This window comes from Sandaracinobacter sp. (genome assembly GCF_041909755.1).
In the GTDB taxonomy this organism is placed as follows: Bacteria; Pseudomonadota; Alphaproteobacteria; order Sphingomonadales; family Sphingomonadaceae; genus Sandaracinobacteroides.
The window spans coordinates 68,193-77,059 of sequence record NZ_JAYRCW010000002.1; the positions used below are offsets into that span (position 1 = coordinate 68,193).

General features: G+C 68.3%; 10 protein-coding genes. 5 read left to right on the top strand and 5 right to left on the bottom strand.

Annotation, left to right across the window (positions count from 1 at the left end; genetic code table 11):
• Positions 1-1,475 (bottom strand): alkyl/aryl-sulfatase (locus tag ACE3O8_RS00770; RefSeq protein ID WP_374385759.1); only part of this gene is annotated, 1,475 nt, incomplete at its 3' end.
• Positions 1,476-1,599: 124 nt separating this feature from the next.
• On the opposite strand from ACE3O8_RS00770, the gene ACE3O8_RS00775 reads away from it, so the two are divergent.
• Genes ACE3O8_RS00775 through ACE3O8_RS00795 form a run of 5 tightly spaced genes read left to right on the top strand, consistent with a single transcriptional unit; the run spans position 1,600 to position 5,316 of the window.
• Complete coding sequence (locus ACE3O8_RS00775) at positions 1,600-2,160, top strand: beta/gamma crystallin-related protein (protein WP_374385741.1); 561 nt, start codon at positions 1,600-1,602, stop codon at positions 2,158-2,160.
• A 2-nt stretch (positions 2,161-2,162) separates the two neighbouring features.
• Entirely contained in the window at positions 2,163-2,525 is a 363-nt protein-coding gene (locus ACE3O8_RS00780) for a hypothetical protein (RefSeq protein ID WP_374385743.1), read from the top strand.
• A gap of 12 nt (positions 2,526-2,537) precedes the next feature.
• Positions 2,538-3,569, top strand: coding sequence for a phosphotransferase family protein (locus ACE3O8_RS00785; protein ID WP_374385745.1), 1,032 nt, complete (start codon positions 2,538-2,540; stop codon positions 3,567-3,569).
• Positions 3,566-4,804 (top strand): acyl-CoA dehydrogenase family protein, encoded by a 1,239-nt coding sequence (locus tag ACE3O8_RS00790; RefSeq protein WP_374385747.1) that lies wholly within the window; start codon positions 3,566-3,568, stop codon positions 4,802-4,804. Before ACE3O8_RS00785 ends, ACE3O8_RS00790 begins: the two co-directional genes overlap by 4 nt.
• On the top strand, positions 4,801-5,316 hold the full coding sequence (locus tag ACE3O8_RS00795; RefSeq protein WP_374385749.1) for an NUDIX hydrolase: 516 nt from the start codon (positions 4,801-4,803) through the stop codon (positions 5,314-5,316). The genes ACE3O8_RS00790 and ACE3O8_RS00795 overlap by 4 nt, the downstream gene beginning before the upstream one ends.
• Here the strand turns inward: ACE3O8_RS00795 and ACE3O8_RS00800 are convergent.
• The 4 genes from ACE3O8_RS00800 to ACE3O8_RS00815 form a co-directional block, all read right to left on the bottom strand.
• On the bottom strand, positions 5,294-5,497 hold the full coding sequence (locus ACE3O8_RS00800; protein ID WP_374385751.1) for a ribbon-helix-helix domain-containing protein: 204 nt from the start codon (positions 5,495-5,497) through the stop codon (positions 5,294-5,296). The two genes, ACE3O8_RS00795 and ACE3O8_RS00800, sit on opposite strands and share 23 nt — an antisense overlap.
• A gap of 110 nt (positions 5,498-5,607) precedes the next feature.
• On the bottom strand, positions 5,608-6,330 hold the full coding sequence (gene phbB, locus ACE3O8_RS00805) for an acetoacetyl-CoA reductase (RefSeq protein ID WP_374385753.1): 723 nt from the start codon (positions 6,328-6,330) through the stop codon (positions 5,608-5,610).
• Between the two features lie 75 nt (positions 6,331-6,405).
• Positions 6,406-7,422 (bottom strand): ferrochelatase, encoded by a 1,017-nt coding sequence (hemH, locus tag ACE3O8_RS00810; RefSeq protein WP_374385755.1) that lies wholly within the window; start codon positions 7,420-7,422, stop codon positions 6,406-6,408.
• Positions 7,422-8,867 (bottom strand): xanthine dehydrogenase family protein molybdopterin-binding subunit (locus ACE3O8_RS00815; RefSeq protein WP_374385757.1); only part of this gene is annotated, 1,446 nt, incomplete at its 5' end. The genes ACE3O8_RS00815 and hemH, both read right to left, overlap by 1 nt.

Consider the following 8,867-nt stretch of genomic DNA (forward strand, 5'->3'; position numbering starts at 1 on the left):
ATCTGCCGGTAGCCGTCCGCAAGCAGCGCCTTCGCCTCCGGCCCGGCGGCGCCGGCAAACACCAGATGATCCAGCAGCGTGGCAGCCCAGCGGTAATCGCCGGATGCCGCCGCCGCCTTCGCCAGCGCGACCACCCGGTCCGCCCCGCCCAGCGCCTCCACATAGCGCGCGCCAAGCGCTTCGGGCGGGTGCCGGTGCAGTTCGGCCGGATTGCCGGAATACCAGCCCAGATAGCGCTGATAGACCGCCTTCGAATTGTGATTCATGGTGCCGTAATAGCCCCGGTTGAACCAGCGGGCCTTCAGCGCGGGCGGCAGTTCGATCTGTTCCGCAATCTCGTCCTTCGTCAGCCCCTTGTTCATCAGGCGGACGGACTGGTCGTGCAGATATTTATAGGCGTCGCGGTGGCTGGCAACATAGTCCTGCACCACCGCCTGCCCAAAGCGCGGCCAGCCGTGGCTCGTCGCCACGATATCGCTATTCGCGCCGTAAAGGCGCAGCGCCTCCGTCAGATAATCCGCCCAGCCCTTGGTATCCCGCACCAGCGCCCCGCGCGGGGTCAGGATGTTGTGCATCGTGGCGTTGGCGTTCTCCGCCAGATGCAGCACGCGGAACTGCGGCAGGTGGAAGTTCATCTCCGCCGGCGCCTCGGTGTCGGGCGTCAGCTGGAATACGAACGTCACGCCGTCGATCACGCGCGTCTCGCCCGTCGCCTTCACCACATCGGTCGGCGGCAGCAGGCTCGTCGCGCCGGACGAAATCGCCGGCCCGATCCCGCTGTTCACCTTCCCGTCCGGCCCGAACGGCAGATTGGCACCGAACTGATAGAGCGCGCGACGGCTCATCGCGTTGCCAGCAATCACATTCTCGGAAACGGCATGCTCCAGGAAGCCGTCCGGCGCCAGGATCGGCACCGTCCTGCCATCCGCCTCCCCCAGCACGCCCGCTGCGCCGCCGAAATGGTCGCCATGGCTGTGGGTATAGATCAGCCCCGTCACCGGCCTGTCGCCCACCTTCTGCCGCACCAGCGCCAGCGCCGCGCGCGCCGGCTCGACCGACAGCAGCGGATCGACAAGGATATAGCCCCGGTCGCCCACGATCACCGTCATCACGGAAATGTCGAAGCCGCGCACCTGATAGACGCGGTCGGTCACCTTGAAGAGCCCGTGCTTCGCCATCAGCCGCGATTGCCGCCACAGCGACGGGTTCACACTGGCCGGCGCCGGGCCCTTCAACCGGTCGAGCGCGGCGAAATCCCAGGCAACGCCCTTGCCGTCGTCCCGCGGGATCGTGGGCGCGGGATGCGTGCCCAGGAAGCCGCGCGCCGCGAAGTCCGCGTCCTGCCCGTCGTCGGCCGGCAGGCCCTTCAGCACCGCAGCGTTGGCCGCCCGCGTCTGCGGCGAAACCGCCTGCGCCAGCCCCGGTGTGCCGGCCAGCATTGCAGCCGCCAGCAGCCAGCCCTTTGATCCCCGCATCCCGATCCTCCCCACCAATTGCGCCATGTCATGGCGGCCATCATCAGTCCGCACGAAACTGGGCATTGGCAAGCGCCCGGCAGCCGCGCTAGCACTAGGCGCAGGGCACCGAGGGGAGGATCCGATGAAAGCAGCATTCCTGGCAATGACGGCAGCGGGCCTTGCAGCCGCCGCGCCGGTGCAGGCGCAGACGGCCACCGTCTATCGCGACGCGAATTTCAGCGGCCCTGCCGTCGCCGTGAACGGCGCCAACCCCAACATGCAGCTCAACTTCCAGATCACCTCGATCCGCGTCGGCAGCGGCCGGTGGGAACTGTGCCCGGAACCCAATTTCCGGGGCCGCTGCCTCACCGTCACCAGTTCAGACGGCAACCTGCGCCGCAGCTTCGGCTGGCCCGGGCCGCTGCACTCGATGCGCGTGGCGGGCGGCGGCGGCTGGGGCGGCGGGGCCATCGGCGGCCAGCGCCTGAAAGGGATGGCGTCCGAATTCTTCCCAGCGCCGCGCCGGGGGAACAGCCGTGTCCTCGCCTGCCCGAACGGCAACGCGACATCCGCCTGCGCCGCCGAAACGGCGGATCGCTTCTGCGTCGACGCCGGCTGGCGCGGCTCCGCCAGACAGCTGATGGAAACCGAAAATCGCCGGGTCTATCTGGCCGATGTCCTCTGCGTGCAGACGGGATACTGAGGATGCGGGTGCTGATGCTTGCGGCCGCGCTGGCCGCGGCGGCCCCGGCGACGGCCGAAGTCGCCATGTTCAGCCAGCGCCATTTCCAGGGCGCGCGCTACAATCTGGAAAGCGAAAGCCCGAACATGAGCTTTTCGCCCCGCTCGATCCGGGTGGTGGAGGGGCAGCCCTGGCAGATCTGCCCCCGCCCCTTCTTCGGCGGGGATTGCCGCATCATCAGCAGTTCCGAATCGAAACTCAGCCTGCCCCGCGCCTTTTCCGGCGTTGTCCGCTCGGCCCGGCCCGCGCCCGGCGCTGCGCCGGCCGCCAGCCCGCAGAAGGAAGAGGGTGAGCCGAAATCGAAAGACACCGCACCCAAATCCTGACAGCAGGGCCGGATGTTCCGCACCGACCCCCTGCCGCAGGACTGGGCAGCGATCGGCCTCTGGCTGCAATCGCAGGGCCTGACGCTCGATTCCGCGCCCGCCCGCCAGTTCGCCGGCGGCCTCGCCAACCTCAACTATCTTGTGTCCGTGGATGGCGCCCCGGCCGTGTTCCGCCGCCCGCCCGCCGGTGATCTCGCCCATGGCGCGTCCGACATGGCGCGCGAAGCGCGGGTGCTGTCTGCCCTGCACCCGATCTTCCCGCTCGCCCCCCGCAGCGTGGCCTTCTGTGCCGATGCATCCGTCATCGGCGCCCCTTTCCAGCTGCTCGACTATCGCCCCGGCCTCGCGATCGGCGGCAGCCTGCCCGAGCGTCTGTCTGGCGATGACAGCGGCTGGCTGATCGACGCGCTGGCGGAAACGCTCGCCCGGCTGCACGCGCTCGATCCCGAACAGGACGGCCTCCTTCACCTCGGCAAACCCAGCGGATTCGCGGAACGGCAGCTGAAGGGCTGGACGAAACGCGCCGAAGCCGCCTTCGCGGCAGAGGCCCCGCCCGCACTTGCCCCGTTGCTGGCGCGGATGGCCGAAACGCTGCCGCCCGATCCCCCGGCGCGCCTGCTGCACATGGATGCGAAGTTCGACAATCTGCTCGTCGATCCCGACACCCGCCGCGCCTCTGCCCTGATCGACTGGGACATGGGCACGCTGGGGCCGCCCGCCTTCGATCTCGCCGTGCTGTTGTCCTACTGGATCGAGCCCGGCGATCCGGCCGAAACCCATGCGCTTGGCGCCATCCCGTCGCTCACCCCCGGCTGGCCCGGCCGGGCCGCGGCGGTCGCCGCCTATGCAAAGGCGGCGGGCGGCATCCCGCCGCATCTGGGCTGGCACCTCGGCCTCGCCCGGCTGCGCCTCGCCACCGCCTGGATGCAACTCTATCGCTTGTGGCAGCAGGGAGCGCTTTCCGGCAGCCGCTATGCGGGCTTCGCATCCCTTGCCGGGGCGATCCTCGCCCAGGCGCTCGACCAGTTTGAGGACCGACCATGATCGATTTCTCCATTTCCCCCGAACTCGCGGCGCTTGCTGCCCGCACCCGCAAGTTCGTCATCGACGAAATCATCCCCTACGAACGCGATCCGCGCCTCACCCAGCACGGCCCGACGGACGCACTCCGGCAGGAACTGGTGGAAAAGGCCCGCGCGGCGGATCTTCTGTCGGTGCAATGCCCCACCACCTATGGCGGCAAGGGGCTGTCGCACACCGAAGTCGCCGTGGTGCTGGAAGCCTCCGGCTGGTCCACGCTGGGGCCGGTCGCGATGAACTGCGCCGCGCCCGACGAGGGGAACATGTACATCCTCTCCAAGATCTGCCGCCCCGACCAGGCAGACCGCTATCTGAAGCCCGTGGTTCAGGGCCACCAGCGCTCCGTCTTCGCGATGACGGAACCGGAGGGCGCCGGATCGGATCCGGCCCAGCTGAAGACGGAAGCGGTGTTCGATGGCACCCACTTCACCATCAACGGCCTGAAGTGGCTGATCACCGGCGCCAATGGCGCAAAGACATGGATCATCATGGCGCGCGTGCTGCCCAACGCGCACGGCCCCGACGGCCCCACCCTGTTCGTCTGCGAAGGCGGCACCCCCGGCATCGAGATCGAGCGGGTGATGAACTCCATGGATCGCAACTATGTCGAAGGCCATGGCGTGGTGCGCTTCAACAACCTGAAGCTGCCGGCAGACGCCCTGCTGGGCGAGGTTGGCGAAGCCTTCCGCTATGCCCAGATGCGGCTTGCGCCCGCCCGGATGACGCACTGCATGCGCTGGCTGGGGGCGGCGGCCCGCGCCCACAAGATCGCCATCGATCACGCCCGCACCCGCACCGCCTTCGGCAAGCCCATCGGCGATCATCAGGGCGTCTCCTTCCTGCTCGCCCAGAACGAGATCGACCTGAAGGTCAGCCGCCTGCTGACCTGGCAGACGGCCTGGCTGATGGACAATGGCGTGAAGGGCCGCCACGAAAGCTCGATCGCGAAATCCGAAATTTCCGAGCGGCTGTTCCAGGTGACGGATCGCTGCGTGCAGATCCTTGGCGGCATCGGCGTGACAGACGAGACGGTCGTGGAAATGATCTACCGCGACATGCGCCCCTTCCGCCTCTATGACGGCCCCACCGAAGTCCACAAGTTCGCCATCGGCCGCCAGCTGATGCGGCAGGGCACGGAGTTCGAAGCGACGCCGGCGGCGAACGGCCTGCCGATCCCCTTCGTCCGGGCGGCTGAATGAGCAAGGCCGTCTGGCAGGGAAAATTCCTCGAAGCCCATGTCGCCCCCTGGGGCGATGGCGGGCAGTGGGAATTTGTGAAGCGCACGCGCGGCATCCAGGCCGCCGTGATCGTCGCCCTGACAGACCTGCATGAACTAGTCCTCGTCGAACAATATCGTCCCCCGCTCGGCCGGCCCTGCATCGAGCTTCCCGCAGGCCTTGTGGGCGACGAAACCGAAGGCGAGGACATCTTCGACAGCGCCCGGCGCGAGCTGTTCGAGGAAACCGGCTACGAGGCCGACGAGTGGGAGGCGTTCGGCGAATTCGCCTCCTCGCCCGGCATGGTCGGCGAAATCTATCACCTCTATCGCGCCACGGGCCTGCGCCGCACCGGCGCGGGCGGCGGGGTGGGGAACGAAGGCATCGTCACCCATGTCGTCCCCGTCTCCCGCATTCCCGCCTTCATCGAATCCGCCCGCGCGCGCGGCTGCGTGATCGACACAAGGCTGCTTATCGGGCTCTCGCTCGTCTGAGCAATTCCACCCGGATCGCACTGGCAAGCGGGGTGCTGCGCGCTTCATCCAGCCGCGTGATCCAGCCGGTGGGGGTAATCCCCTCGCCGGCCACGGCCTCGTCGAACGCGGCCCAGAATTCGGGCTCCAGCGCGACAGAGGTGCGATGCCCCTGGATGGTGAAGCTCCGCTTCTTCAGCATGACGGGCCTTATAGCGGCCGGCGGTAAGGCCGCCGAGTCCGCATCGACGAACGCCCCTCCCCTTCCGGGGAGGGGTTGAGGTGGGGGCGCTGAACAGGCGCCCGCCTTCGTCAGTACATATGCTGTCCGCCGTTCACGCTCATCGTGCTGCCGGTGATGAACCCCGCATCCTCGGCGCACAGGAACACCACGGCGCGGGCGATCTCTTCCGCATGGCCCAGCCGGCCCACCGGGATCTTCGCCACGATCTTTTCCAGCACGTCGGGCGGAACGGCCGCCACCATGTCGGTGTCGATATAGCCCGGCGCGATGGCGTTCACCGTCACCCCGAACTTCGCGCCTTCCTGCGCCAACGCCTTGGTGAAGCCGTGGATGCCGCTTTTCGCTGCGGCATAATTCACCTGCCCATATTGCCCCGCCTGCCCGTTGATGGAGCCGATGTTCACGATCCGCCCCCAGCCGCGCTGCCGCATCCCCGGGAAGGTCGCCTTCGCCGTGTTGAAGCAGCCGCCCAGGTTCACGTCGATCACCTCTTTCCAGGCCTCGAAGCTCATCTTCAGCAGCGTGCCGTCGCGGGTGATGCCGGCGTTGTTCACCACCACGTCGATCGGGCCCAGCTCCGCCTCGATGGCGGCCACGCTGTCCACCACGGCCTGGTGATCGGCCACGTTGAACTTCCAGGCCTTGATGCCCGTCCGCTCCGAGAAGGCCTTCGCCCTGTCATCCGAACCCACATAATTGGCCGCGACGGTGAACCCCGCCGCCTTCAGCCCCATGCAGATGGCTTCGCCGATGCCCCGGGTTCCCCCGGTGACCAGTGCAACACGCGCCATGAACCTCTCCCTTCCCGTTTGCGCCAAAGCTAGACCCCGCCCTTGGCCCGCACAAGCTGGCGAAACCGGAAAAGTTCAGCGAATCCAGCCCGCCAGCGCCTCGCCCAGCAGGGCGCGCAGCATCGCCACCCCTTCGTCAGACGCATTCAGGCAGTCCAGCGCCGCGAAATGGGTGCCACCGGCCTCCAGAAAGGCCTCCCGCGCGCCGATCGCGATTTCCTCCAGCGTCTCGATACAGTCGGCGGAAAAGCCCGGCATCAGCACCGCGACGCGCCGGGTGCCGGATTGCGCCAGCTCCGTCAGCAGCGGCTCGGTATAGGGCTTCAGCCATTCGGCGCGGCCGAACAGGCTCTGAAAGGCCAGCGGCATCTCCGCCTCCGTCCGCCCCAGCGCCTCGCGCAGCAGGCGCGCGGTCTTCTGGCACTGGCAATGATAGGGATCACCCAGATCCAGCGTGCGCCTCGGCATGCCGTGAAAGCTCAGCAGGATCTTCTCCGGCACGAAATCCAGCGCGGCCAGCTGCCGTTCCACCGAAGCCTTCAACGCTGCGATATGGGCCGGATGGTCATGATAGGGCGGCAGGGTGCGGATCGCCGGCATCCAGCGCTGTCCGGAAAGCTGCCGGAACGTCTCGTCCAGCACGCTGCCCGTGGTCGCGCTGCAATATTGCGGATAAAGCGGCGCCAGGCAGATCCGGTCGCACCCCTGCGCCCTCAGCCGCGCCAGCCCCTCGCCGATGGCGGGCGCGCCATAGCGCATCGCCCAGTCCACGATCACGTCCGCGCCGAACGCGCCCGCAAGCGCCTCGGCCTGATCCCGCGTGATCCGCTTCAGCGGGCTCTCGTTCGCCGCCCGGTCCCAGATCTTCGCATAGTTCGCCGCCGATTTCGCGGGGCGGCGCGTCAGCACGAACAGCTTCAGGATCGGTTGCCAGATCAGCGGCGGAAGCTCCACCACCCGGCGATCCGACAGGAATTCGTTCAGCCAGCGCCGCACGGCGCCCGGCTTCGGCGCATCGGGTGACCCCAGGTTCACCAGCAACAGCCCCACCTTGCCCGTGCGAACAGGCGGATGCCCTTCCGGCAAGGCCATCAGACGCTGTAGGCTCTGGCCAGCGGCAGCTGCCGCGCGCGCTTGCCGGTCGCCGCCGCCAGCGCGTTCGCAAGCGCAGGCGCCGCACACGGCAGCCCCGGTTCGCCCACGCCTCCCAGCGCCGCGCCGCTTTCCACGATCACGGTCGCCAGCCGCAGCGGCGCATCCGCCAGCTTCAGCACGTCGTAGGTGTGGAAATTGCGCTGCTCCGCCTCGCCGTCGGCAAAGGTGATTTCCTCGCCCATCGCGGCAGACAGGCCCATGATGGCAGCACCTTCCAGCTGCTGTCGCACGGAATCCGGCGCGATCACGCGGCCGCAGTCGATGGCGCTCACCACCTCCAGCAGCTTCACCTTGCCCGCCACCACGCCCGCCGTCACCACCATCGCCGCGATCGAACCAAAGCTTTCATGCACGGCGATGCCCCGCGCAAAGCCCTTGGGCGCGGGCTCGCCCCACTTTCCATGATCGGCCACCGCCTTCAGCACGGCGGCATGGCGCGGCCGGTCCGCCAGCAGCGAAAGCCGGAACGCCAGCGGATCCGCACCCGCCGCCGCTGCCAGTTCGTCGATGAAGCTTTCCACGATGAACCCGGAAAAGCTGTGCCCCACCGATCGCCAGTATCCCAGCGGCGCAGGCTGCCCCACCGGCACATGCACGGCCCGGAAGGCGTCCACTGCATAGGGGATTTCCGCCAGCCCCTCGATGTCGCCCGCGTTCGCCTTGTCCTCGTCAGAGGCCATCATGGGCATGTTGCGCTTGCTGAAATTGTTGTTCAGCGCCGGCACCGCGATGCGGCTGTCCCACGCCAGCAGCTTGCGATCCGCCGAAAGCACGCCGCGCATCTTCGCCTGCACCGGCGGCCGGTACATGTCGGTGCCCAGATCCTCCTCCCGGCTCCAGATCAGCTGCACCGGCTTGCCTACCGCCTTTGCGATCAGCGCCGCCTCCACCATGGCATCGGCTTCCGCCTTTCGCCCGAAGCCGCCGCCCAGGAAGGTCGGGTGGATCACCACATCGGCCTTGTCGATGCCCAGCGCGTCGGCAACCTGCCAGTGCGCCAGCGTCAGCGATTGCGTCGGCCCCCACACTTCCGCCCGGCCGCCCACGATCCGGGCCGTCGCCGTCATCGGCTCCATGCAGGCATGCGCCAGATAGGGCAGGCCGTAATCCGCCACGATCACCGTGCCGTCGGCGGCGTCCACATTGCCATGCCCGGCCACCTCTTCCCCACCGCTGCCCAGCGCGGCCTTCTTCAGCTCGTCGGTGATCCAGGGGCCCGCCTTGCGGCCATCCACGGCAAAGCCCGCCTCCACCGTGTCCAGCGCCCGGCGCGCTTCCCAGCTGGTGGGGCCGGTGGTCGCCACCCAGTTCGGCCCCTTCACCAGCCCGATGCCGGCCGGGGCCTTCGCCGTCGCCAGCCGCCCGCCCACCGGGCCGTGCCG

Coding starts and splice junctions, on each gene's coding strand:
- ACE3O8_RS00775 (WP_374385741.1), top strand. CDS start 1,600: ATGAAAGCAGCATTCCTGGCAATGACGGCAGCGGGCCTTGCAGCCGCC.
- ACE3O8_RS00780 (WP_374385743.1), top strand. CDS start 2,163: ATGCGGGTGCTGATGCTTGCGGCCGCGCTGGCCGCGGCGGCCCCGGCG.
- ACE3O8_RS00785 (WP_374385745.1), top strand. CDS start 2,538: ATGTTCCGCACCGACCCCCTGCCGCAGGACTGGGCAGCGATCGGCCTC.
- ACE3O8_RS00790 (WP_374385747.1), top strand. CDS start 3,566: ATGATCGATTTCTCCATTTCCCCCGAACTCGCGGCGCTTGCTGCCCGC.
- ACE3O8_RS00795 (WP_374385749.1), top strand. CDS start 4,801: ATGAGCAAGGCCGTCTGGCAGGGAAAATTCCTCGAAGCCCATGTCGCC.
- ACE3O8_RS00800 (WP_374385751.1), bottom strand. CDS start 5,497: ATGCTGAAGAAGCGGAGCTTCACCATCCAGGGGCATCGCACCTCTGTC.
- phbB (WP_374385753.1), bottom strand. CDS start 6,330: ATGGCGCGTGTTGCACTGGTCACCGGGGGAACCCGGGGCATCGGCGAA.
- hemH (WP_374385755.1), bottom strand. CDS start 7,422: ATGGCCTTGCCGGAAGGGCATCCGCCTGTTCGCACGGGCAAGGTGGGG.